Here is a 24,149-nt window from a genome sequence, read left to right on the forward strand (position 1 = left end):
ACGCCGCCAGGCCGATCGCGTCGCGTGGTCAGTCGGTGTCGGGCGCGCCGAGATCCACCGGGACATCCACCCGGCCGGCCCCGCCGCGGGCGAATTCCGGGCGGGGTTGGGGAAAGTGCTTCTTGTCGCTCTTCTCCGCATAGCCGTGCAGCCAGGCCCGGTCGGCGGCCTTCTTCCTGCTCTTCTTCTTGTCCCCGGCGATCGCCTCCACCGCCAGCCGGGCGACCCGGGGGGCGGCCACGCTGGTGCCGGACTGACGCACCAGATACCCGCTGCGCGACCCGGCGCTCAGCACCCCGCGCAGCACGGGCGACTGGTCGCCCAGGGCGGCCGCATCCGGTCCCTTGCGGCTGGGCACCGGCCCCGACGCGGAATAGTCGGAAATCAGGCCGTTGCTCCCGGTGAAGCTGGCGACCACCAGCGGCGCCTCCCCGGTGGCGAGGCCGTTCAACGTCCCGGCCCGCCGGACCGGACAATGGGTCCCCGGCGGGTCCACCGGCAGCGGCGCGCCATAGGCATCGAATTTCTGGTAGTCGGGGTTGTTGAAATGCGCCTGACGCCCGCGCGGCGGAAACCCGGGCAGGGTGTCGTCGCGTCGGATCCAGACCTCGACCGCCGCACCCTCGTGCTGGTCCCGCCGAGGCGGCTCCGCCGCGCCGTCGCGGCGGCGCCAGATCTCGATCCGCCAGTCCCCGGCCGGCGCCAGCGCGGCCGCTCCGCTGAAGCCGACCGTCCGGTTGACCGACAGGACGATCGACGCCCGTTTCACGGTGCGGGTCGCCGGGGCGTAGGACAGACGGGCGATCTCCCGTCCGTCGCCGTCGCGCAGGCGATGGACGCGACGGGACCCGACGACGATGGTCGCGCCCTTCCGGCCGCCGGGCGGGCTGACCGTGACATGCACCGGGTCCCAGCCCGGATGCTCGATTTCCGGCAGCCACATTTCCACGTGGCTGTCGGTACGATCGTCGGGCAGGACCTTGAGGTCCAGGGCGACCGACCCGGTCTCGCCGACCTCGGCATGCGCGTGGGTGCGCGACAGGTTGGTATTGCCGGCCGGCAGGACCATGCGGCGGACGGGGCCGTCCCCCTTGTCCACGATGTGCTGGATGAGCCGGGGTATCAGGCCGGAGCCGTCATGCGGCCCGTCGAGGGTGCCGTAGCTGAAGTTGAACACCATCGGCACGATCGTCCCATCCGACCGGCGGAACCGGCGCCCTTCCCGCTCCAGCCGGTGCAGAGCCAGCAGCAGGCTGGGGTACAGGTTGAAGCCGGAGGTGTCCTCGGTCACCCGCCAGGGCAGCGACGCCACCAGGAGCGGCCGATGCTTCGGCGCCTTGTGCATCTGGTGCCCAGCCGCGAGTGCCGCCACGTGGGTGCCGTGGGATTCCCGCAGGGCCAGGGGCGAAAACCCGCCGCCGGCGAAGTCGATCGCGCCGGCATCGACATAAAGCGCATCCTCGTCGGTCAGGCCGAAGGAGGTGTGCGTCTTCAGCAACCTGTCGATGGCCCGCTTGTCGAGCGAGCGGCCCTGCACCTCCCAACGCCACCCCGGCCGGTGCGGAACATCCGACGCGGAGGACATGATATAGGCCAGATGCACGCGGCTCGATGTCTCGCGATCGCGGAACAGGGCGTTGGCGAAACCGATCGCATCGTCGATGACCGCGGTCACCACCGTGTCGTCGTCGCACTTGATCGGCTTCGGCGCCGGCCGTTCCCGCTCCTGCGGCGTCAGGTGCAGCGGCAGATGCGCTTGCGGGACCATGCAGCCCAGATAGACGCCCCCGCAGCCCCATCCGTTGCCCGCCGTGTTGGCGGTCCGGACCACCGGGGAGCGAGCGATCAGCGTGACACTCTGGAGCGGCGGCCGGGCGGCGCAGTCCGCCGCATCGTAGACGTCCGGGATCAGGATCTGCCCCGGATGGGCCTGTTCGACGCGCTGCCGGAACTCGTCCAGGCTCGTTTCTTCCAGATGGAAGATCGCCGCCCACCAGATCTCGTCGAGGGGACGGGGATAGGAGCTTGGATCCCGGGTGAGCCGGTAGTCGGTGACCGGGTCTATCGCGCCCGCATCGCCATCGTCTTGCCAGTCGGCCTGCATGGGTACCTCCCGCAGCCTGAAGAGGAAAAGGGGTCGTCGCCGTCAGTTCAGCGGCTTTTCCCATTCGCTGAAGGCACGGTTTCGAAGCCAGTGGAAGGCCGCCGATCCCTGCTCCTCCGACTTCAGCTTCTTCGTGCCGCTGGTCATCCAGGGTTGGCTCTTCTTCCCGGCCCAGGGCTTCTGCTCGTCGTCCTTCGGTTCGTAGAGGGCGTGCCAGTGGAAATCGTCCTCCACCGGGAACCGCCGGCCGTCGAATTCCGCGGTGGCGCGCCGCTGGATCGTCTTGTCGCACAGATCCCAGATGAAATCGGCCAGGGTCAGGCCGAGGATGGCGCCGGCCACGCTGTCGACCGGGAAATGAACCCCCGCGACCGTCCGGTTGATGGCGATCCGCGACGCCTGGCGCATCAGCATCTCGCCCCAGGTCGCTTCCTGCCGGGAGTCCGGGTGGTGGGTCGCGTGGCGCCGCAGCTTCCAGATCAGCCGGGCGAGCAGGAAGGCTTCGGTGGCATGGCCGCTCGGCAGGGTCGGATGGGTCGGTGTCGGGATCGCCGGCTGGATCTGCGGCGAGAACTGCAGCGGCCGTGGCAGAGCCAGCCCGTACTTCACCCGCATGTAGACCATGTTGGCGCAGCTCAGCGCCGTTTGAAGGAACTCCAGCGTGTGCGGCGTGCGCCCCGGATCCATGTACAGGATCGACGCATAGAACGGGATCAGGGCCGAGGTCTGGACCAGGATCTCGCGCGCCCGGTCCTGCCGCAGATCCGCATAGGCGGACAGGAACTTGGTCTGCTCGCGCAGTTGGTCGATGGTCGGGGCGACCACCGTCACCAGCGGTTCGGCCGACATGCGATGCTTCGGCCCGCCGTGAAGGCTGGTGCTCAGGACCTCGGCGACCGGCGTCTCTCCGTCGTCCTTCACGGTGACCGCCAGCCGCGAGGCGAACTCGAACAGGAAGATGCTGGCCCTGACGGCCGGCGAGAAATGCGGCAGACCGTGCACCGGGTCGGTGGACGGCCGCGGGTCGTAGTCGAGGAACGGGATGGTCGGCCCGACGATCCCTTCCCGGTTGGTGATCAGCGCTTCCGCAGCCAGCGGCGATGCCGGCAGCCCGAAGCTGCCGAAACTCCCGAAGCTGCCAAAACTGCCGAAACTGCCAAAGCTTCCGAAACTGCCGAAGCTGCCTTCGGGTGATCCGCTCTCTGCGTTGCTCATGCTCATCTCTCCCCCCAATGTGATCAGTCAGTCGTCAGTCGGGCACCCCCGCGGCGCGCAGTGCGTCTGCGATACGCCGTCCTATCTCGAACTCGGCGCTGGGCGACGAACCGAGCCACGTGCCGATGCGCAGGCTGGGTTGCAGCCGCAGCAGTTCCAGGGCGGTCTCGCGGGCCGCCTCCTCCTGGCCGAGATTGATCTGCGCCACCGTCTTGATCCGCAGCGTCGAGGTATGGGTGCGGTTCAGACGCAGCGACATATCCGCCAGCTCCAGCGCCCGGACATAGTCGCCATTGGCCAGATGCGCGCCGGCGGCCAGCGCCAGGAAGAAGTACCGGTGCGGGTCCAGCGGGGCCAGCAGCAGGGCGCGCTCGGTGTCGCGCACGGCCACCGCCCCCTTGCCCTCGAAGGAATACAGCGTGCCGCGCAACAGCCGGCCCACCGCGTCGCTCGGATTGATATCGAGCGCCGCGTTGTACCGGTCCTCCGCGTCGTCGAGCCGCTTGAGCAGGTTGGTCAGCACAAAACCCTCGCTGGTCAGCGCCAGCGAATTGTCCGGATCGATCTCCAGCGCCCGTCCGGAGCATGTCAGCGCCAGATCGGCATCCTGTGCCGGCGCGTCCGACCAGCCCTGCTGCACCCGCAGGACGTGCCACCGGGCCATCCAGGAGAGCGGCGCCGGCTGCTCCGGCCAGCGCTCGATCAGCGCGGCCAGCATGCTGCGGGATTCCTCGAAATCCGGCGGCGACAGCCGGTGCATCAGCCCCACCGCGCCGATCAGTTGGGAATAGGCCGGAAGCGAGGTGAAGGGCATGCTGCGGGCCCGCTGGCTCTCGCGCAGGAAGATCGCCTTGCGGATGCGGCCGACGATCATCTGGATCGTGTCCGGCTCGTTCAGCAGGGCCGGAACCGTGCTCTCGACCCGGTCCGACCACAGGATCCGTCCGGTCTCCGACTCCGCGAATTCCAGCCCCAGGATCACCCGGTCGGCATTTCCCATCAGCGAGCCGGAGATCACGTAGTCGGCACTCAGCGTCCGGCCGATTTCCTCCAGGGAGGCCTCCCGCGAGCGGAAATAGGTCGAGGAGAGGCGGGAGACGACATAGACCTCCTGGGAGCGGGAAAGCGCGTAGATGATCTCCTCGGCGACCACCTCGCCGACGACCTCCTCGGCGACGCCGTCCTCGCCGCGGATCTGCCGCGAGCGCAACGGGATCACCGCGATGGTCGGCAGCAGGTCTTCGGTCCAGTGATGCGCCGCCACGCGCGGCAGGGTCAGCGACTGCGCCATCGGCGCCCTGGCGGTCGGCTCGACCGTGTCGCCGGCCGCGGTCTGTGCCGGTGCCAGACGCGGCACCCCGGCCGCAGGCTGCAGGATGAAGCCGCGCTTCGGGATCGTGCGCAGGATCTCTCGATTGCTGTCGCCGATGGCGCGGCGGATATCGGCGATGCATTGGGTCAGGCTGTCGTCGGTGACGCTGACATCCGGCCAGACCTCCTCGATCAGCCGATCGCGGGACACCAGCTGTCCGAGGTTATCCACCAGTAGATGAAGGACACGGGCCGACTGGGCGCGCAGGAATACATCGCCCCCGGTTCGGTCCAGCAACCGCCCCGAGTCCGGATGGTATTCCAGGAGGCCGAGAAGCAGCGGACATTGACACTGACCTGCACTGGGCACGTCGGCCTTCCCCTCGTGAACGCTTCGGCCTGGACGCAACTGCCCGGGCACCGATGCGCAACACCCGATCGGACCGACGATCCGACCGGCTCCCAGAGGCCCCACACCCCCCAGAATTGAGCGCATTCAATCGTATCAACACAAAAAGGATATTCAATCTCATCGTTTCCCGCACCGCGGGATTTTTCGCGCGATCCGGTGAATGAAACAACCGGTCGCGGAGTGACCGGGGCGTGCATGGGATCCTGCCGCCCGGCCCATGAAGGCGGGCCCATGAAGACCGGTCCGTGACGGCTGTGCCGTGACAGCGGACCCGTTCAGTGCGACCGTGCGGCCGGGGCGCTCACGGAGGAGTTGAAGACATGGAGCGGGTTACCGGCGGCTGTCTGTGCGGCGAGGTGCGGTTCGTGGCGCTGGGCCGCCCCGACCGGGTCGGCATCTGTCACTGCCTGGACTGCCGCAAGCACCACGGCGCCCTGTTCTACGCGGCGGCGGTCTATCCGCCGGAGGCGGTGTCCATCGAGGGCGACCCCAGCGAATACCGTGGACGGTTCTTCTGCCCGCACTGCGGCGGCTCGGTCTTCGCGCGCAGCGAAGGCGAGATCGAGGTCCATCTCGGCGCCCTGGACGCCCCCGACCAGTTCGTACCGAGCTACGAACTCTGGACGGTACGCCGCGAATCCTGGCTGCCGCCCTTTCCGGTCGAGCATCTCTACGACCGGGAACGGCCGGAACCCGAGGGCTCCTAACGTCTCACCGCCCCTGGACGGTCAGCCGGAATCCCCGCCGATCCGCACGAATCCGTCCCGGCTCCAGACCTCGCTGCCAACCTGGTGATGGCCGGTGAACAGGCCGTCGGGATCGTAGCGGTTCTTGATGGCCAGCAGGCGCGGATAGTTGTCGCCCCAGGCCATGCCCTGCCAGTCCTCCTCGTGGAAATTCATCTCCGCGGAATAGGAGCCGGTGTCCGGCTCGATCGCACGGAACCGCTCGTAGACGCCCTTGATCCGCGCCGCCTTCTCGCGCAGGGCGGGCTCGTCCAGCTCCTGGCCGGCGACATCCTCGATCACGTTCTGCTGGGCGCCCGCGACCAGCAGCAGGGCGAAGGCGTCCAGAACCGAGGGATGGACGGGGGTGTCCCGCGCATCGGCCAGCCGTTCCTCGCTGGCGCCGGCCAACCCCTTCTGGAAGTGGAAGGCGAAGCGCACCAGCTTGGCCGCGTCGATGATGGTGTCGGCCAGCATCGCGGCCTTCGCCTCGCCCAGCAGGCCCTGGGACAACCAGGCGGACTCGTAGCCGGCCCAGAACACGTTGGTCTCGCCGTTGTCGCCGTTCCAGAAGAAGCGCGTGCCGGCTTTGCTGGACGCCTGGTCGAGGACGATGGTCTCGGGCATCTCCCGAGCGCGGAATTCCAGGTCCCACCATTTGCGGGCCGGGGTGTCGTAGAGCACCAGCTCCTCGGTGAAGCTGTAGCCCTCGCCCGCAGCCAGGTCGAGCACCGGCGCCCAGATGCGCCTCACCTCGTCGAGGGCCAGGTCGATGAAGGTCATCTTCACGAACATCTTGTGGTCCGGCGCGAAGTGGATCTGCTCGCCCCAGGCCGGATCGACCAGATTGTCCCGGGCGACGGCAATGACGGCCTCGACCAGCGCGCGATAGGCCCGCTCGTCCTGTGCCTGGACCCCGAAGCCGATGAAGCCGAAGCGCGCCGGCAGGTCCCGAGTGGCCAGGGTGAGGCGCGTGGTGATGCCCCATCCGGCCCCGCCCCCCTTCAGCGCCCAGAAGAGGTCGCTGTTCTGGTAGGCGTTGGCGATCAGGATCTCGCCGCTGGCGACGACGATCTCCGCCTCCAGCAGATTGGCGGACGTCATGCCGCCGAATTTCGAGAAGTGTCCGAACCCGCCGCTCTGGGCATGGCCGCCGACCCCGACGGACGTGCAGCCGCCGCCCTGGACATAGCGTCCCTGGCCGACCACCACCTGGCCGTAGAGGTCGATGAACTTTTCGCCGGACGCGACGCTGACCGCCGGCACGCCGGCCCCGCCGCCACCCTCGGGCACGAAACTGTCATGCAGCTCGATGCCGGTGAGGTCGCGGGTCCAGACCAGCAGGCTGTCCGGCGCGTTGGACTGGCCGTAATAGGAATGCCCGCCGCCCTTGATCACCAGGCGGAGATTGTGTGCGCGGGCGAAGCTCACCAGCTCGGACACGTCCTTCGCGGTCTTGGGAATGCCGACCTTGGCACTCTGGACGCTCTTCCAGCCGTCGAGCCAGCCCTGGGACTGGGTCGAGCCGGAAAAATCCTGAAGGTAGAACGGGTTGACCAGCTTATTCAGGCCTTCTTCGGTGACCGCGCCGCCGCTCTGCTCCATGACGGCCTCCAGCGCCGAGCGCGACTCCTCCAACGCGCCGTCGAGCCGTCCGGCCAGCGCCTCCCACTCCTGCGCCGTCGGCCAGTTGGCCTCGCTCGGCCGAATCCGGTCCACGCTCCCCCGGGCGGCAAGGCTCGCAGAGCCGGCCCACAGGGACGCCAGTCCGGTCGACGCGAGAAGTTGAAGGACGGTTCTACGGAGCATCGCCACCTCCAGGCCAAGCAGTCGTATCGTATTGCCTCGATACGACTTTGTCCCGAATAGCGGCGAGCGAAAAGGCCGAAAGGCTCCCTCGGAAGCCTTCCTGTTTGCCGATCAGAAGATCCTGGCCGAGTCGACGGAAGTCCGGTCGGCCGTTACGAGGCCACCGGCGACTCCTCCTCCGGCGCTTCCACCCGAACCGGTGAAACGTCGGCCTCGCAGGAGGCGCCCTTCCAGTAACCGAAGAGAGTCGACTCGCGATCCGGGTAGATCGGCCCCTCCATTTCCATCGGATACCAGTGGCCGTCGTTGCTCAGACGCTCTCCCGCCAGATTGAGCATGCGGCCATCGGCGTCCGACTCCGTGACATCTCCGCTCAGGCGGGTCCACTCGTTGATCGCATAGGCGCGGCCCTTATCGATCTGAATGCCCGGAAGCTGCCACTCCGTCGGCAGCGTGTCCCAAACGCAGGTCCACTGGACGGCATAGGACACATCAGCGCGGATCGGCGGCCGCATGGCGGTGGAATCCGTGACCGGGACATTTTCCGGCGACAGCACGTCGAGCCTCGGATAGTCGGTCGAGGACGTATCGACGCATCCGGCCAAACCAATAAAGGCTATTGCGGCGAGGGTTCCATGTCTCATTTCTTCTCTCCGTTTTCGTTTACGCAATGCATTGAACATGCATAACAAAGAACTCACACAAATTGCTGAGCCAACATTTGATATATTTTGCGATATTAATTGCAGGACAATGACCGTTTGTCTTTAACATGGAGCAAGAAACACGGGATCCGCCTCCATGGAGGAGGCGAACCCGATGTTTTTACCGGTACCCGACGGTCCAGCCCTCGGGGCTAACCCTGGGCAAGCAACCGCCGCGCCTCTACGGCTTCCGCCAGGGCGTTGCCGAGACTGTTGATGGTGGCGGTGTTATCGGTACGCAGGACCCGGTCGAGCCACAGGATCGCCGCGTCCTCGTTCGACTCCACGCCGGCGACCTCGAGATAGGCCTTCGCGATGGTCAGCAGGGCGCCGCGATGTCCGCTGCGCGCGGCCTCCAGCAGGTATTCCGCGCCCTTCTGATAGTCCTGCTCCACCACCTTACCGTCCAGATAGAGCCGGCCGAGCACCACCTTGGCGTAGGCATGATCCTGCGCCGCACTGCGCCGCAGCAGCGCCAGGGCGCGATCGGGGCGCTTCTCGCCGCCAATACCCTCCAGCAGTGCATTGGCCAGAGCGGTGCGGGCATAGACGTGGCCGCGATCCGCCGCCCGGCGCAGCAGCGCCACGCCCTCGCGCTCGTCCTTCTCCAGCCGCTTGCCGGAGATCCGCTCGCTGCCCAGGGTCACCATGGCCGGCACGTCACCATTGCCCACGGCCCGCTGCAGCCAGCGCTCGCCATCCTGCTCGTCGGCGGCGAGGCCTTGCCCGCCGAGCAGCGCTTCACCGAGCACCCGCATGGCGATCGGGTTCCCGGTCCGCGCCGCTTCGCGCAGCAGGCGTGCCCCGCGTTCCGGTCTCGCGGCGACCGCTTCGCCTTCAAGGTAGAGCCGGCCCAGATCGGCCTTGGCGGCCATGTCGCCCTGGGATGCCGCGCGCTCCAGCAGGTCGACCGCCCGGGCCGGATCGCGCCCGACCCCGTCGCCGGTCAGATAGAGGCCGGCAAGACGGCGCATCGCATCGGCGCGACCGTTGTCGATCGCCTGATCGTACCAGCGCAGTGCCGATTGCGGGTCGGCGGACGGGATCGTGCCGTCGCGATGGGCGTCGCCGAGCAGGACCATCGCATAGGGATCGCCGCTCGCCGCCGCCTTGGCCAGGATACGGGCACCCTTGGCCGGCTGAGGCTCGACGCCCCGACCCTCCAGATAGGCCCGGCCGACCTGGGTGAGCGCGCTGGCGTCACCGGCGGCGGTCGCCTTCTCCAGCCACCGCATCGCCTCGGCGGGACGGGGGGGCTGGCCGTCGATCCCGTCAAGATACAGCCGGCCGATCTCGCCATAGACGTTCTCGTCCCCGGCCTCCGCCGCCATCCGATAGAATCGCAGGGCCTTGCGTTCGTCACGGGACACCTGCTCGCCCTTGTCGTAGAGCCGACCGAGGGCCGCGGCGCTGGACGCATCGCCGGCTTTCGCCGCCTTGGTGAGAAGATCGACGCCCTGGCGCAGGTCGTTCGGGCCGGTCGGCTGGGCGATCATCATCCGACCGAGGTCACGATCGGCGGAGTCGTGCCCGAGGTCGCGCGCCGTCTCGAACAGGCGCCGCGCCTCGACCGGATCCGGCTGCACGCCGTTGCCGTCGCGATAGGCGCGCGCGAGATAGAGCGTGGAGCCGACCTGTCCGTTGGCCGCGGCCCGCTCGTGCCAGGCGAAGGCCTGGGTCGGGTCGGCGGCGACGCCCCTGCCCTCGGCATAGTACCGGCCGAGCAGAGACTGAGCGTAGGCATGGCCGGTTTCCGCACTTTTCCGGATCATCGCCACGCCGCGCCCCGGGTCCTGGGCGACGCCCTCGCCTTCGACCAGACGGCGGCCGAAATCGGTGCGCGACTGCAGATGCCCGGCCTCGGCGGCCTGGCGCCGCCACGTCAGGGCCCTGTCCGGCGAAGCCGGCACGATCTCGCCATCCTCGTACAGCCGGGCGAGCTTGGTCATGGCCCAGGTCTCGCCCTGTGCCGCCTTCATCTCCAGAAGCCTGACCGCCTCGCGGGCGTGATTCTCGGCATCGGAGGAAAGACCTTCCTGCGCGCCGGCGCCGATCTCCGCCAGACGCAGATGCGCGTCGGCATCGCCGGTTCGGGCGGCGCGACGGAAGAGCTCCCTGGCCAGCGCCTTGTCCTGCGGCACACCGTCCCCGGCCTCGTAGAGTTCGGCGAGGGGATAGGCCGCCCGGTCATAGGGAACGACCGTCTTGTTGGGGTCGAGGGCAAGCCGGAATAGCTCCGCCGCCCGCCCGGGATCGCGCGGCACACCCTCGCCCTCGGCATAGAGCTGGCCAAGCTGGAAGGCGGCATGGCCCCGGCGCCGCGACAGCTTCTGCGTCGCCCGTTCCAGATATTCCGCCGCCTTGGCCTTGTCCTGCTCCACGCCCCAGCCGTTCAGATAGGCGCGGCCGAGCTCGTAGTTGCCTTGGGGATAGCCGTCCTCGGCCAGTTGTCGGAAGGTGGGCAGGGCCGCCTCGAACTGGCCGCGATCGGTCATGGCTTCGGCCGCCCGGTAATCGTCCTTCAGGCCGCCGGGCAGTTTCCAGTAGCCGCCGGTCGCTCCGGCACAGGCCGTCAGGGTGATCAGAGCGGCGGTCGCCAGAAGATGGCGCGGCGCGCGATGGGGGATCTCGAGGGGCATGGTCAGCCTCCTTTGTCGATGAGCTTGGGATCGGGAACGCCCAGGTCGGCCTTCTTGCCCTCCTGAAGCTCGTGCAGGCGCGCCTCGCATTCGACGCGCCAGGCCGTGTCCCGCTTGTCACGCCATTGCGGGTGCTTGGCGCAGTAGTCGTCGCGCAGCCGGAAGGAGCGGTCCGCCAGGGTGGCGATCTCCGTCTCCTGTTCCGAGGCGCTGGGTCGGTAGAAGTACAGGGTGACGAAACCGCCGGCGCTGCGGTTGTAGATCGGTCGGTGGTTCCGCACGATGCGGTCGACCCGGTCGGAGGGGAAGCGGGCGCCGTAGACCTCCATCCAGGCGAAGTACTGGGGATCGTCCATGAACCAGAGGTCCTGAGCCTCGCCGAGTTCCTCCTCGTAGGCCTCCGGATCGTCGAGCGCGTCCAGGGTGTAGTCGATGATCCGGTGCAGGGAGCGTCCGTCCACCGTGAGATCGTAGACGGGGTACCCCTGGCGCTCGAGCAGCTCGGCGATGAACACCAGATAGAGGGCGGCGTAGTTCTGGTAGTGCATGCGCCGCGATCCGCGCAGCATCTCCCTGGGCAGGCTGCCGTTCGGGTTCATCTCCCGCAGGGCCGAGTAGATCGCGCTGACGCCGAAGCGCAGCAGATCGTCGTCGTCGGTCGCGATGCCGATCACCGTGGCGTGCAGCCCGCGGCGGTAGAAGTGGTTGTTGCAGCAGGACAGCGCGATGGTGTGGAAACCCGCGTGGCGCTCGGAGGCCGCCTTCAGCCAGTCCTCCACCTTCCGCGCCGCCTCCGGCCAGGACTCCCGGATCTCCTCGCGCACGATGGAGTAGCTGAACCCGGCGGCGAACAGGGAAGACTCCACGGCGAACCAGGCCTGGGGGGTGATCGGCTTGTATTCGAAATGCAGGAAACCCTCCTCCTCGGCCCAGCGGCTGAGGAAGTCGGCGATGCATTTGGCGTAGTAGGATTCGCCCGTAACCACGTACCGGCCGGCAAGCTTGGACACCGCGTCCTCGAACTTGAAGAACGGCTCCGCCGCCAGCCGCCACGAGTCGGGCTGCGGGTAGAAGCCCGGCAGGGCGAAGCGGTCGCTCAGCACCGGAAGGTTCTTCAGGCTCTGACAGCTGCTGCCGAGGCGGAGCTTCTCGATCTCCTGGTTGATCAGGGCGGAGTCCTGCTGTTTCAGCCAGGTCCGGCGTTCGTCCACGTCGAAATAGCCGGCCGACGGATCGGTGACGGTATAGCCGGAGAGATCGAAGTCCTGGCGTTCCTCCGGCGTCACCAGATCCACGCCCTCCAGGGCGGAGTCATCCGCCGCGGAGGCCGGGGTCGCGGCCATCAGGACCGCCGCCGCGGAGGCGACGGCGAGGCCCGACCAGGGTCCGGAAAGAAGCCGTCTCATCGGTTCTCTCCCGCGAACAGCTCGAAACCGTCGAACGCGATGCTCTGGTCCTTCGGGCTGGCCCATTTCGGGCTGCTGCCGCCGAAGAAGGTGCTGAACATCAGGCCGTCGATCCCGACGCCGTCGACCGTGCGGTAGACGAGGTCGCGCTGCTCGATCACCTGACGGCCGTCGACCCACAGCCGCACGATGCCGTCGGCCGCGCCCGGCTCGTTCAGGATGACCTCCTCCTGGATCTCGACCCAGCGGCCCGGCTCGAACGTCCAGTTGCCGCGGCCGATGCTGGCTCCGTAGTCGGAGTTCTTGTTGGCCACGTAGGCGTAGACCTCGCCCTCGCCGTCGCGGCGCCACATCAGCCGCATGCTGAAGCCCTTGGTGCCGTCGACCTCCTCACCGCCGGACGGAGCTTCGCCGCCGTAGAGACCGGGCAGTTTGCCGCCGCGCACGAACTCGAAGCCGTCCTCGAAGCGCAGCCGGTAGCGCAGGCAGGCCTTCGAGGTGTCCTCGGGCAGCAGCCGGGCGACGAAACCGGCGCCGCCGAGCGGACGTTCGTCCTTGCTCGACGGATTGATCGAGCCCTTGGGATAGCGGACCGTCATCCGGCCGCCCCGCTCGCCCCTGTCGATGGCGATGTTCTCCTCGACGCCCCAGACCCGGTCGATCTTCCGGGCGCGGCCGCTGAGGAAATCCTCCATCTCCTTCTTGCCGACGGTCTCGTCGGGCAGGTCCATGGACCAGGCACGGCCGTAGCGGGTGGCGCAGGGCGCCGTCATCTCGGTCGGCTCCGAAGCCTTCTTGTCGATCTTCTGCAGGCCGCCGGAACTGGCCGGTCCGGACAGTCCGAAGACGGCTCCGGCAGCGACACCCGCGGCGGCGACGATGGCGATCGCGGGAAGGGCCGCGTTCGGCCCTCTCCCGGTCAGCGCCGAGCGTAGATTTTCAAAGCGCTGTCCCATGGCCTCACTCCGCCGCCTGGCCGAGGCCCGACGTCTCGTGTGCCACCGGGGGATCGACCGGCTCCCGGCGTCCGATCCCCACGACGGAAACGCCGTGCGCCTCCAGCGTGTCGGCATCCATCATGTTGCGCAGGTCGACGATCACGTTGCGGCGCATGGTTCCGGCCAGCATTTTCGGATCGAGCTCGCGGTATTCCGGCCAGTCGGTGAGGATCACAGCCACGTCCGCGCCGTCGAGACACTCCTCGACCGTCTCGCCGTAGTGCACGCCTGTGAAGGTGTCGCGCGCCACCGGCATCGCGACCGGGTCATGCGCCCGCACCTCGTCGGCGAGACGCACCAGTTCAGGCACCATGAAGAGGCTGGGAGATTCCCGGAGGTCGTCGGTGCCGGCCTTGAAGGCGAGACCCAGCACGGCCACCCGGGCGTTCGACAGGTCGCCGTCGCAGGCGTCCGCCACCCGCTGGACCAGGTGCAGCTTGCGGGCCTCGTTGGCATGGACGGCCGCCGAGACGACGCGCTGACGGATCCCCAGGCGCTCCGAGGAGGACACGAAGGCCCGGGTGTCCTTCGGAAAGCAGGAGCCGCCGAAGCCGGGTCCCGCCTTCAGAAACTGGTTGCCGATGCGGGTGTCGAGGCCGATGGCGTCGGCAACGGAGCGCACATCCCCGCCGGCCTGCTCGCACAGATCGGCCACCTCGTTGATGAAGGCGATCTTCGTGGCGAGGAAACTGTTCGCCGCGTATTTCGAGATTTCCGCCGTGGCCCGGTCGACCACGAGGACGGGAATGCCGCGATCCTCGATCGGGCGATAGAGCGCCCGCATCGTGGAAGCCGCCCAGTCGGCCTCGGCGCCGATCACCACCCGGTCCGGTTCGACGAAATCCCGTACCGCGCTGCCTTCGCGCAGGAACTCCGGATTGGAGACGATGGCCACATCGGCGTCCGGCGCGGCGGAACGGAACAGCGCGTCCAGACGCTGGCCGGTGCCGATCGGCACGGTGGACTTGGTCGCGATCACGGTGCGGCCGCGCAGCAGCGGGGCCAGCTCCTCGGACGCCGCGATCACCGCCGAGATGTCGGCGCTGCCGCCTTCGTCCTTGGTCGGCGTCCCGACGGCGATGAAGATCACGTCGGCATTCGGGATCGCGTCCTGATAGGCGCTGACGAAATGCAGGTTCCCGTTGGTCTGCGTCCGGCCGACGATCTCCGTCAGGCCCGGCTCATAGATCGGCACGGTACCGGCCCGTAATGCCGCCACCTTGCTTTCGTCCTTGTCGATGCAGGTCACGTCGAAGCCGAAATCCGCGAAGCATGCGCCTGCGACGAGTCCGACATAGCCGGTTCCGATAACGGTCACTTTCATGGGTCGTTCTCCTGAAAATCCTTGGATTCCGCCCCCCAGCGGTGCGGGTCCCGCGTTTAGGAACCCGCCGGTGTCTCGGGTGGCCGGGCCAGGGAGATCGCGTTCTCCTCCGTGGACCCGGGGTTGGTTGCCGGGTCGCCCGACGTCTCGTCGGTCCAGGGCAACATGGCTCGGATGTCGACGCCGGAGACGTCCGACAGGGTGGTCACGCTCTCGTCCCAGAACTCGGACGCCTCGGCCTGCCAGGTATCGACCTTGGAGGAGATGTCCGAGAAGGAGACCTCCACCGGCGTGCCCACGCCGATGCCGCGCAGCGGATCTTCCGGCGCGATCAGCAGTGTCGCCTTCGACAGGTCCTGACGGACCCAGCGCGGGAAGCCGGCCCGGGGACGTCGGCTGCCTTCGACGCTGAGGTCGACGATGCGGCCCCAGACGTTCTGGCCGGTGTTCGGCGAGTAGATGTTGGCGCGCTGGCTCCGGGTCAGCCGGGGCACGGCATCCATCGGGATCTGCGCTTCGACCAGCAGTTCGCCGGCGCCGCGCGGTACCAGCGAATAGACCTTGTCTCCAGGCTCGACCCAGGCCTCGCCGGCGCCGCCATGGGCCCAGTGCACGATGCAGTCGCACGGGCTGTAGAGCACGTTCTCGCTCTGTCGGGTCTCCAGTGCCGAGACCTTGGCGCGCTGCAGGTTGGTCTGGGCGTCGAGCTGCTCCAGGCGTTTCTCGATACTCAAAAGGTCGACCACGTTCATGCCGCCATCCTGCGAGGATCGCGACAGGGCGGCGTCGATCGTGCTGCCGGCATCGACCCGGCCCTCGTCCACGGCCGTGTTCAGGGTGCTGAGCAGCTGTTCGTTGTAGCGCAGGGTCGCCTGGGCCAGGGAGAGATCCGCCTTCAGGTCGGCATTGCTGACCCGGCCGATCTCCTGATCGCGCTCGACCCTGTCGCCGGGCCGCAGCTCGACCCCGGTGAAGCGCCCCTTGCCCGGGGCATTCACGTCGATCCGCGCCGCCGTGGTCGCGGCGAACGGGGATTCGATCACGAAGACCGAGTCATAGATCGCGGCGGCGGCCACGGCGGTGGCGCCCAGCATCAGCAGCCCGATGCCGAACAGCCGGCCGAACCGGCGTCCACCTTTTTGGCTGCCGTCCGACGCACCGCCGGCGGTGGTCTTGCTCTTTCGGGCCATCTGGCCGTCAGCCGGGCTGAGCAGCCCGTCGAAGGACATCAGGCGCCCGGACAGTTGGGCCGTGATCAGGCGGCTGAGCAGCGCCCGTTCCCGGTCGTCCATGGTGACGATCTCCAGCCCCGTCACTTGCTCGCCGTCCACTGTGGAGCGGTGATGGATCGTGGCCGTGAAGGGAAGCTGCAGCCGGAACCCCTTGAAAGGCACGGTCGCTTCGACGGCCAGCGGTTCCGCGGCATCCTGCGGGAGCCAGCCCGAGACTGCGCAGCCATTCACCGACAGGTCCCGGCCCTCGAAGGTGCCGTGCTCGGTCGACACTTCGAACGGCAGACGCACCCGGACCTGCCGCCGCTCGTCACGGCGTTCGCCGGTGATGTTGCCCTTCCAGTCCTGCGCCTCCGGTTGACCCGCATCCCGCCGGCGGGCGCCGGAGGGATTGACCGGTTGGCGTCCAGCCGGGCCCAGGTCGCGCGAATGGGGGCGGTTTCCGCGGTCTAACAACCGTGGCTCCGTCTTCTCGAGATCCATGATGAGTTCCTTCTCACGTTTGCAGATGGCGGGCGTGCGATTGGCGCGGGTGCGAATTGCGGGGCGAAGGCCGGGCGGTTATGACCGCGCGCCTACGGCAGGATCGTCGCCGCCGTGGCGTCCGACGGTCCGCCGGCGCCCGGCCGAACGACCAGGTTTCGCAATTCGACGGGCTTCGGAGCGCCCACCAGACATTCGACCGGCAGGGAACCGTCCTTCGGACAGAAGGTCGTTCTTCCTGACCCGCCGGTTGCCGCGACCAGTTGCGCCGCGCCGACGTCCACGCGGGTCTGCGACCCGGCACCGACCAGAACCCGGCCCGGCCGTTCCGATCGGGTGAACCGGGTCAGCCGGTACTCCCCTTCCGTCAGGGGAAGCGCGCGGTCGGTCGGCAGCCGCTCAAGCGCGACGTCCAGCCAGCTTGAGTCATCCTGCCCCGGAGCGGCTCGGCTTTCCGGAAACGAGACCCTCAGCGTCGCGGCATTCGGCCATCCGACCGTTCCCGAATACAGCACCAGCAGGGAGGCGAAGCAGGCGAGCGCCAGGCCGTGCAGGGTGGCGCTGCTGAGCCCTCCGGCGCTGCCACCGGCGGTGGCGATCTCCTGCCGGGTCCATTTCTGACGGTCCATGCGGAAGAACACGAAGGTCTTCACCACGCCGCCGAGGATCTGGTTCATGAACAGCATCCACGGCCAGTGCGGGGCCCACCGGCCGCGCACCACCAGGCACAGGACCGACCCGATGAAGGTCCGGGTGCCGAGGATCCACAGCCCGTAGACCAGCAGGAAGGCCGGGTCGTAGGTGATCGCCAGGATGATCGCGACCACGGGGCCGACCAGGGAGGTCCACATGGACAGCCGCTGATCGACCAGGCACCACCACGGAAACAGGCCGATTCGGTGCGGGCCCAGCGCGATCGCCCGGTCGCTGGTGCGCAGCATGTTGCCGTACCAGCGCTTCAGCAGGGACACCGCGCCGACGACCAGATTGGAGGCGGGAAGTTCCTCGAAACTGTCGGCCCGGACATCGGGCAGATAGATCATTCCCCAGCCGCGCCGGAGCAGCCAGAACCAGGTCGATTTGTCGTCGCCGCTCAGGAAGTTGATGCGGCCGAGCCGCCAGTGGTCGATGGCGTCGTGCTCGATCTGCCGGATGAAGTCCGGGTCGGTGGCCAGATGGGCGCGGATCACGCTGAACCGGCCGGTCAGCACCAGGAGCTTGCCGGACAGGCTCATGGAAGACATCAGCAGGTGCCGCTGGGCGAAGCGCAGGTCGTACCATTCCCGGGTCCAGCCATCGCCCTCGGTCATGCCGCGGTTGTCGGCGGTCGCCGCGCCAATCTGCGGGTTCGCCTGCAGCACCGGCACGACCTTGGACAGGGCGCCGGGCCGCACGACCACGTCGCCGTCCATGAAGATGCAGATGGCGTTCTCCGTGGGCATCCGCCGCGAGATGGCGCGCAGCGCCTCGGCCATCGCAGGCCGTTTGCCCGTGCCCTCCTGAAACATGCTGACCAGTTCGACGTGGTCCGGGAGGCCGGCCGCCTCGCAGACGCGTTCCAGCAGGTCGATATCGCTCTGATGGCTGACGGCGGCGACGATGGTCGCAGGCCGGCCGTAGGATGCCACCTCGTGGAACAGGGCCTCGTAGACCGGCCAGCTGACCTGCGGGTCGATCGCATAGGAGGTGACCAGGCAGTAGACGTGGTCCACCGGCTCGCCGCCGGCGGCCTCGGCGTGGCGGCGGATGCGGGGAAAGCGGACGCGCAGGTAATAGCAGGCGCGCAGGGCGTGGAAGATCCACCAGGAATAGCGCCACACACCGATGATCCCGATGCTGAGCAGAAACGTGTCGCTCAGCGGATCGAACACGGATTTCGGGACGGAGACCGCGAGGCCCGTCAGGGCTGCCAGCAGGACCACGGTCATCATCAGCCGCTCGCTGCCGGGAGCGGTGGTTGGCTGCCATCGGGTACCGCCGACGGCAAAGTCCGGGTCATTGGTGTCGGTCATAGGATCGACCCCTTCTTCAGAAACTGGTCAGGCTACGGGACGGCCGTCGGTAAGGCGCGGGTTTCGCCGGATGGAATGCATCCGATCGGGCGTCGGCGGTCGCGCTTCGCACGCAGGCTCGCCCGACTGGGACCGGTCCGATCGCCGTGGCGCGTCCTGTTCGGAATGCTGGCTTCGATGCGGTCCATCTCAGTCCCCTCGTCGGTGTCGCGCCCATAAGTCTGGCCGCAATAATCCATGGCAGAAAAACTCTGCTGATTTGCTCTCTCTGGGATTTCGTTAACCGTGTGACGCGGTGCGGCGTTCAAAATTCCTGAGCGATGCCGCCGTTTTTGTTGTGTCAGTGACGGCAGTTACATCGCCGGCAGGTCACTCGGATCGGGATCACCCCTCGTAGCGCGGCAGGCCCCTGACCTGATCGTCGCTGATCCGCACGCGGGCGATGCCGCGGGCGACCATCCGCAGGTCCGACAGCGGCAGGGAGACCCGGGCATCGCCCAGACCCAGCAGGCCGCCGTAGCCGATGACGGCCCTCAACGCGCCGTCCTCCACGACGATGTCCTCGATCTCGCCGGAGATCCTGTTGTCGCTGCTCACCACCTTGGCGCCGACGAACTCGCGTGCCATCTCGGCGTCCAGGTCCGGACGCTCGACCGGAATCGGGGCGGTGCCGCTGCGGGACAGCGTTTCCACACCAAGCGCAGGGGAAGCGGCCGCGAGGCTGAGGATGGTTGCCAGTGCGATCCGGCTGCTGCTGTGGTGCATGGTTCTCTCCTCCATCTGACGGACATGGCCGGGTCGTTCCCGACGGTCATGCCGCACTGCCGCGGCCGGGTTCCGGCCACGGATTTACCTTGAGGGGTCGGCCCGCCGTGTTTCCCCGGCGAGACTCCGCCCTCGCGAACGCCCCCACGTTTTCAGCCGATCAGCTGATCAAACGGCCCGGCTTCTGCCGATGCCGCGAAAAAGGCCGGACACCCGGTCGGCGTCCTTCAGCCGGCGGTACTGCACCGCCTCGTTAAACATCTCTTAACCAACAACCCGAGCCGCGCCGCCGGGTTCCGAAGAGATCCATCCAAAGACTGACGTAAGACTCACAAGTGCCACACCTTCGCGGCGGCGCCCGTTCGAAGGCGGCCGATCAATGGCACGCGGTCACAGGAACCGGCCGACGATGTCCGCTTCCATGCGCACCATGTAGTCGCGCGCCGCAGCCATGTGCTCGCTCATGATCTCGCGGGCGGACTGGGCGTCTCCGGCCCTCAGGGCCCGCATCAGGCGGATCTGATAGTGCAGGCCGGTGTCGCGCAGGTCGGGATGCGGCGCATCGTAGATCCGCCGGCACACCACCGTTTCGCGCAGCAGGGTCTGCAGAAAGCCGCAGAACAATCCCAGCACCGGGTTCGGACAGAGCCCGGCCAGCACGCTGTGGAAGTCGAGCTCGGCCATGCGCTGGTCGTATTCCTCCTCCGCGGTCTTCGGCTCGGCGTCGTAGAGCCGCATGGTCCGCTCCAGACTGGCGAAATCCTCGGCCGACAGCCGGCCGGCGACGGAGGCGGCCAGCTCCGGCTCGAGCTCGCAGCGCACCGCGTAGATGTCGTTCACGGTCGGGGAACGGAACAGGAAGTAGCTCGACAGCAGCGCCATCGCCCGCTGCGGGTCCATATCGGCCAGGAAGACCCCGCCCTTGGGACCTGTGCGGGTGCGGATCAGACCCTCCGAGCGCAGCGCGCTCAGTGCCTCGCGCACCGACCCCTTGGAGGCCTGGAAGCGGGTCATCAGCTCCTTCTCGGCCGGTAGGCGGTCGCCCGGGCGCAGGTGCTGCTCGATGATCAGCTCCTTGACCTGCTCGCTGATGCTGTCCTTGCGCCGGGCCCGGGCGAGGCGCGGCGTCGGAGGGGGGCCGTCGTCAGTCATCGCCATCCAGCGGATGCCAGCACGCCGCGGCGTGGCCGCCGTCACCGGCGAGTTCGGGGCGGCGCTCGCGGCAGCGTACGCTCGCACGCGGGCAGCGCGACGCGAAGGCGCAGCCCGGCGGCGGGTTCAGCGGATCGGGCAGTTCCGCCGGCGTCTCCTCGGCCTCGATGCGCCGCACGCCGGGCGCCGGCGCGGAGCGCATCAGCAGGGCGGTGTAGGGATGCCGGGGCGCGGCGTAGAGATCCCGGGCGCGGCCGATTTCGACGATACGTCCGAAATACATCACCGCCACCCGCTCGCACACGCTTTCAATCACGCTCAGGTCGTGACTAATGAAAACATAAGTGAGTCCCAGCTCGCGCTTCAAGCGATCCAGCAGGTTGAGCACCTGGGCCTGGATCGAGACGTCGAGGGCGGAGACCGGCTCATCCAGCACGATCACCCGGGCACCGGCCGCCAGCGCCCGGGCGATGCCGATGCGCTGGGCCTGCCCGCCGGAAAATTCGTGCGGGTAGCGATCCAGGAACTCCTCGCGCAGGGAGACCACCTGCATCAGTTCCGTCAGCCGCGCCGCGCGCTCCGCCTCGGCCATTCCATGCAGCCGACGCATCGGCGCCTCCAGGATCTGGCGGATCGTCTTGCGCGGGTTCAGCGAGGCGACCGGGTCCTGGAACACGTACTGCACCCGTCGGGCCAGGGCGTTGGAGTCGCGCCGGGCCATCGCGGCCACATCCGCTCCCTCCAGGCGGATGCTGCCGCCGGTCGGCCGGTCGAGCCCGACCAGCATCCGCGCCAGGGTCGACTTCCCGCAGCCGGACTCTCCGACCACGCCGAGGGTCTCGCCCGCCTCCACCGTCAGGCTGACGCTCTGTACCGCATGCACGCCGGGCAGCCTGCCGCCGAACAAGGTTCGCCCGCCACCGAAGGTGCGGGTGACCTCGACCGCCTCCACCGCCGGCGATGCCGTTTCGGCACTCATGAGACCTCCTGTAGCGGGTGGAGGCAGCGCACGGCGCGGCCGGGGCCGAAGGGATCCAGCGGGATGTCGCCATGGCGGCAGTCTTCCTGCACCCGGTCGCAGCGGTCGGCGAAGGCGCAGCCCGCCGGCAGCCGGTCGACCGAAGGCGGCAGGCCGTCGATCGCCTCCATGCGCCGCTCGGGCCGGCCCAGCACCGGGACGCAGTCGATCAGCTTGCCGGTATAGGGGTGGCCCGGCGCGTCGAGGACATCGCCGCTCGGCCCGATCTCGACGATGCGTCCGGCATACATCACCGCCACCCGGTCGCAGAGTTCGGAGACAACGCCGAAATCATGGGTGATGAACAGCACCGCCGAGCCGCGCTCGCGCGACAGGTCGCGCAGCAGCTTCAGCACCTGGGCCTGCACCGTGACGTCCAGGGCGGTGGTCGGCTCGTCGGCGACGATCAGGTCCGGGTCGTTGGCCAACGCCATGGCGATGCAGACCCGCTGGCGCATGCCGCCGGACAGCTCGTGCGGATAGGCGGAGAACCGCGCCTTGGCCGACGGAATCCGCACCTTCTCCAGCAGGGTCAGCGCCTGCGCCTCCGCCTCGGCGCGGGAGATCGGCTGGTGCGCCCGGATCGCCTCGACGATCTGATCGCCCACGGTGAACAGCGGATGCAGGGTGGTCAGGGGATCCTGGAACACATAGGCGACCCGGCCGCCACGCAGCCGGCGCAGCGCCTCGGCTGTGGCCGCGAGCTGGTCCGCGCCTTCGATCGTCACCCGGCCGCCGGTAATCACCCCCGGCGGGGTCGGCACCAGGCGCAGGAGCGACAGCGCCGTCACCGACTTGCCCGACCCGGACTCGCCCACCAGGCCCAGACACTCGCCAGGCGCCAGATCCAGGTCGACGCCTCCGACCGCCTTGTAGACCCGCGACCCCACATGGAACTCGGTGCGCAGTCCCTCCACCGACAGCACGACGTCGGTCGACGGTGCCGGCGGAACCGTCTCGCGTGCGACTCGGGTCGCCGCGCCGGGCGCGGCCAGCGCGCCGGACTTCAGGCGGGGGTCGAGGACGTCGCGCACCCCGTCGCCCACGAGGTTGATGCACATGACCAGGGCGAAGATCATCAACCCCGGGACCACCGAGACATGGGGGGCGGTGAACAGCAGCTTGCGCCCCTCCCCCAGCATCGAGCCGAGATCGGCCTGGGGCGGCTGGGCACCGAGACCGAGGAAGGACAGGCCCGCGGTCTCCAGGATCATCCAGCCGACCGTGGTCGACATGGTGACCACGATGGTCGGCAGCACGTTGGGCAGCACCTCCAGGAACAGGATCTCGGCATGGGAGGCGCCGGACAGCCGGGCGGCATCGACGAACTCGCGCCGCGACAGGCCCAGCGTGATGCCGCGGATGTTGCGGGCGAAGAACGGGATATTGACCACCGCGATGGCGTAGAGCGCGTTCAGCAGCCCCGGCCCGAGCACGGCGACGATCGCCAGGGCGAGGAGGATGTAGGGGAAGGCCATGACCAGATCGATACCGCGCATCAGCAGGCTGTCAGTGCGCCCACCCGCATAGCCGGCGACGAGGCCGATCAGCGAGCCGATGGTGGCGGCCATCAGGGTCGCCGACAGCCCGACAAGGATCGACACCCGCGTGCCCCACAGCATGCGCGACAGCAGGTCCCGGCCGAGATGGTCGGTGCCCAGAAGATGACCGTCGGTCCCCGGGCGCAGCAGCCGGTTCGCCGGGTCGGTGATGTCCGGGTCCGGCACCGGCAGAAAAGGCGTGGCGATCACCAGCACGACGATCACGGTCAGCAGCGCCAGGCCGAAGGCCGAGAGCGGGTTGGCCACCAGCAGGGCGAAGGGCGACGGCCGCCCGCCCCGGTCCCGCGCGAACAGGCGCGACAGCGTCGCGGTTGCCATCAGCGCAGCCTCGGATCGACCAGCGTCTGGGCGACGTCGGCCAGCAGGTTGAAGAACACGTAGCTGGCGGCCACCACCAGAACCCCGCCCTGCACCAGCAGCAGGTCGCGGGTGGAGATCGCGTTGACCAGCATCCGGCCTATGCCCGGCCACTGGAACACGGTCTCGATATAGACCGCCCCGCCGAGCACGAAGCCGGTCTGGATGCCGATCACCGGGATGACGGCGACCAGGGCGGACTTGAAGGCATGGCGGTAGATCACCCGGCGCTCGGACACGCCCTTGGCCCGGGCGGTGCGCACATAGTCCTGGCGCAGCACCTCCAGCATGGCGGTGCGGGTCAACCGGGCGATCACGGCGGTCGCCACGACGGCGAGCGTGATCGCCGGCAGCGCCAGATGCGCCAGCAGGTCGAGCGGCCCGCCGCCGCCATAGATCGCGAACATGCCGGAGGCCGGCAGCCACTGCAGCTCGACCGCGAACAGCATGATCAGCAGCAGGCCGAGCCAGAAGGACGGGGTGGAGATGCCGATCAGCACCAGGAAGGTGACGATCCGGTCGCGCCAGCCGAACTGGCCGACCGCCGCGATCACCCCGGCCAGCAGCCCGAACAGGGAGCACAGCAGCAGGGAGGCGCCGGCCAGGACCAGGGTCGCGCCGAACCGCTCGAACACCTCGTCGGCCACCGGGCGGTTCAGGGCGTAGCTGCGCCCCATGTCACCCTGCAGCAGGTTGCCGAGCCACGTCAGATACTGCTCCACCAGGGAGCGGTCGAGGCCGAGCTGACGGTTCAGCCGCTCGACATTCTCCGGCGTGGCGTAGCTGCCGAGGATGGCGGTCGCCGGGTCGCCGGGGATGGCGGCCATCATTGCGAAGACGATGACCGACAGGCCTAGCAGGATCGGGACGGTGGCGAGCAGCCGTTTGCCGATATAGAGCCACATCGCCCCGATCCTCCTC

At 68.4% G+C, this 24,149-nt stretch carries 17 protein-coding genes; 1 reads left to right on the forward strand and 16 read right to left on the reverse strand.

Annotated elements, in window-relative coordinates; translation table 11 throughout:
• Positions 1-28: 28 nt before the first annotated feature.
• Genes G578_RS0102500 through G578_RS24365 form a run of 3 tightly spaced genes read right to left on the reverse strand, consistent with a single transcriptional unit; the run spans position 29 to position 5,126 of the window.
• On the reverse strand, positions 29-2,104 hold the full coding sequence (locus G578_RS0102500; protein ID WP_028792909.1) for a S8 family serine peptidase: 2,076 nt from the start codon (positions 2,102-2,104) through the stop codon (positions 29-31).
• Positions 2,105-2,146: 42 nt separating this feature from the next.
• Positions 2,147-3,319, reverse strand: coding sequence for a phosphatase PAP2 family protein (locus tag G578_RS28105; RefSeq protein ID WP_051243671.1), 1,173 nt, complete (start codon positions 3,317-3,319; stop codon positions 2,147-2,149).
• A gap of 34 nt (positions 3,320-3,353) precedes the next feature.
• Positions 3,354-5,126, reverse strand: a complete 1,773-nt coding sequence (locus G578_RS24365; protein WP_084618631.1) for a winged helix-turn-helix domain-containing tetratricopeptide repeat protein — start codon at positions 5,124-5,126, stop codon at positions 3,354-3,356.
• A 236-nt stretch (positions 5,127-5,362) separates the two neighbouring features.
• Here G578_RS24365 and G578_RS0102515 point away from each other — a divergent pair, with 236 nt between their 5' ends.
• Positions 5,363-5,749, forward strand: a complete 387-nt coding sequence (locus G578_RS0102515) for a GFA family protein (protein ID WP_028792910.1) — start codon at positions 5,363-5,365, stop codon at positions 5,747-5,749.
• 21 nt (positions 5,750-5,770) lie between these two features.
• Here G578_RS0102515 and G578_RS0102520 read toward each other — a convergent pair whose 3' ends face one another.
• The 13 genes from G578_RS0102520 to G578_RS0102580 form a co-directional block, all read right to left on the reverse strand.
• Complete coding sequence (locus tag G578_RS0102520) at positions 5,771-7,576, reverse strand: FAD-binding oxidoreductase (protein WP_028792911.1); 1,806 nt, start codon at positions 7,574-7,576, stop codon at positions 5,771-5,773.
• Between the two features lie 152 nt (positions 7,577-7,728).
• Positions 7,729-8,259 carry a hypothetical protein gene (locus G578_RS0102525; RefSeq protein ID WP_139189382.1) on the reverse strand — a complete coding sequence of 177 codons (531 nt, stop codon included), beginning with the start codon at positions 8,257-8,259 and terminating at the stop codon, positions 7,729-7,731.
• Between the two features lie 173 nt (positions 8,260-8,432).
• Positions 8,433-10,919 carry a tetratricopeptide repeat protein gene (locus G578_RS0102530; RefSeq protein ID WP_028792913.1) on the reverse strand — a complete coding sequence of 829 codons (2,487 nt, stop codon included), beginning with the start codon at positions 10,917-10,919 and terminating at the stop codon, positions 8,433-8,435.
• Between the two features lie 2 nt (positions 10,920-10,921).
• Positions 10,922-12,325 (reverse strand): alginate lyase family protein, encoded by a 1,404-nt coding sequence (locus G578_RS24370; protein ID WP_051243678.1) that lies wholly within the window; start codon positions 12,323-12,325, stop codon positions 10,922-10,924.
• Positions 12,322-13,281 (reverse strand): polysaccharide lyase, encoded by a 960-nt coding sequence (locus G578_RS24375; protein ID WP_051243680.1) that lies wholly within the window; start codon positions 13,279-13,281, stop codon positions 12,322-12,324. Before G578_RS24375 ends, G578_RS24370 begins: the two co-directional genes overlap by 4 nt.
• Positions 13,282-13,285: 4 nt before the next feature.
• A complete protein-coding gene (locus G578_RS24380; protein WP_084618633.1) occupies positions 13,286-14,647 on the reverse strand; it encodes a UDP-glucose dehydrogenase family protein in 1,362 nt (453 codons plus the stop codon).
• Between the two features lie 56 nt (positions 14,648-14,703).
• Complete coding sequence (locus G578_RS0102550) at positions 14,704-16,362, reverse strand: alginate biosynthesis protein Alg44 (protein ID WP_028792914.1); 1,659 nt, start codon at positions 16,360-16,362, stop codon at positions 14,704-14,706.
• A gap of 92 nt (positions 16,363-16,454) precedes the next feature.
• Entirely contained in the window at positions 16,455-18,374 is a 1,920-nt protein-coding gene (locus G578_RS24385; RefSeq protein ID WP_051243683.1) for a glycosyltransferase, read from the reverse strand.
• A gap of 384 nt (positions 18,375-18,758) precedes the next feature.
• Complete coding sequence (locus G578_RS24390; protein ID WP_051243685.1) at positions 18,759-19,139, reverse strand: PRC-barrel domain-containing protein; 381 nt, start codon at positions 19,137-19,139, stop codon at positions 18,759-18,761.
• A gap of 390 nt (positions 19,140-19,529) precedes the next feature.
• Positions 19,530-20,291 carry a FadR/GntR family transcriptional regulator gene (locus tag G578_RS0102565; protein ID WP_093152421.1) on the reverse strand — a complete coding sequence of 254 codons (762 nt, stop codon included), beginning with the start codon at positions 20,289-20,291 and terminating at the stop codon, positions 19,530-19,532.
• Positions 20,284-21,270 (reverse strand): ABC transporter ATP-binding protein, encoded by a 987-nt coding sequence (locus tag G578_RS0102570; protein ID WP_038013081.1) that lies wholly within the window; start codon positions 21,268-21,270, stop codon positions 20,284-20,286. The genes G578_RS0102565 and G578_RS0102570 overlap by 8 nt, the downstream gene beginning before the upstream one ends.
• Positions 21,267-23,189: a dipeptide/oligopeptide/nickel ABC transporter permease/ATP-binding protein gene (locus G578_RS30110; RefSeq protein WP_028792917.1), complete on the reverse strand. Its 1,923-nt coding sequence runs from the start codon at positions 23,187-23,189 to the stop codon at positions 21,267-21,269. The genes G578_RS0102570 and G578_RS30110 overlap by 4 nt, the downstream gene beginning before the upstream one ends.
• Positions 23,189-24,133, reverse strand: a complete 945-nt coding sequence (locus tag G578_RS0102580; RefSeq protein ID WP_028792918.1) for an ABC transporter permease — start codon at positions 24,131-24,133, stop codon at positions 23,189-23,191. Before G578_RS0102580 ends, G578_RS30110 begins: the two co-directional genes overlap by 1 nt.
• Between the last annotated feature and the right edge of the window lie 16 nt (positions 24,134-24,149).

The sequence above is a fragment of the Thalassobaculum salexigens DSM 19539 genome (genome assembly GCF_000423805.1).
Classification (GTDB): domain Bacteria; phylum Pseudomonadota; class Alphaproteobacteria; order Thalassobaculales; family Thalassobaculaceae; genus Thalassobaculum; species Thalassobaculum litoreum.